Annotated in this window: 1 protein-coding gene; it reads left to right on the forward strand. The window is 62.0% G+C overall.

Translation table 11 applies throughout. The features are described from left to right. Positions 1-234: cbb3-type cytochrome c oxidase subunit I (locus KZZ04_RS20855; protein WP_219424128.1), on the forward strand; the 234-nt coding region annotated here is incomplete at both ends.

Below are 234 nucleotides of genomic sequence, written 5' to 3' on the forward strand. Positions count from 1 at the left end.
GCATGATCAACGGCATGATGACCCTGTCGGGCGCCTGGCATAAGCTGCGCACCGACCCGATCCTGCGTTTTCTGGTGGTGTCGCTGGCGTTCTACGGCATGTCGACCTTCGAAGGGCCGATGATGGCGATCAAGACCGTCAACTCCCTGTCCCACTACACCGACTGGACCATCGGCCACGTACATGCCGGCGCCCTCGGTTGGGTGGCGATGATCTCCATCGGCGCGCTGTATC

It is taken from the genome of Pseudoalteromonas sp. CR1 (genome assembly GCF_019392235.1).
Taxonomy (GTDB): domain Bacteria; phylum Pseudomonadota; class Gammaproteobacteria; order Enterobacterales; family Alteromonadaceae; genus Pseudoalteromonas.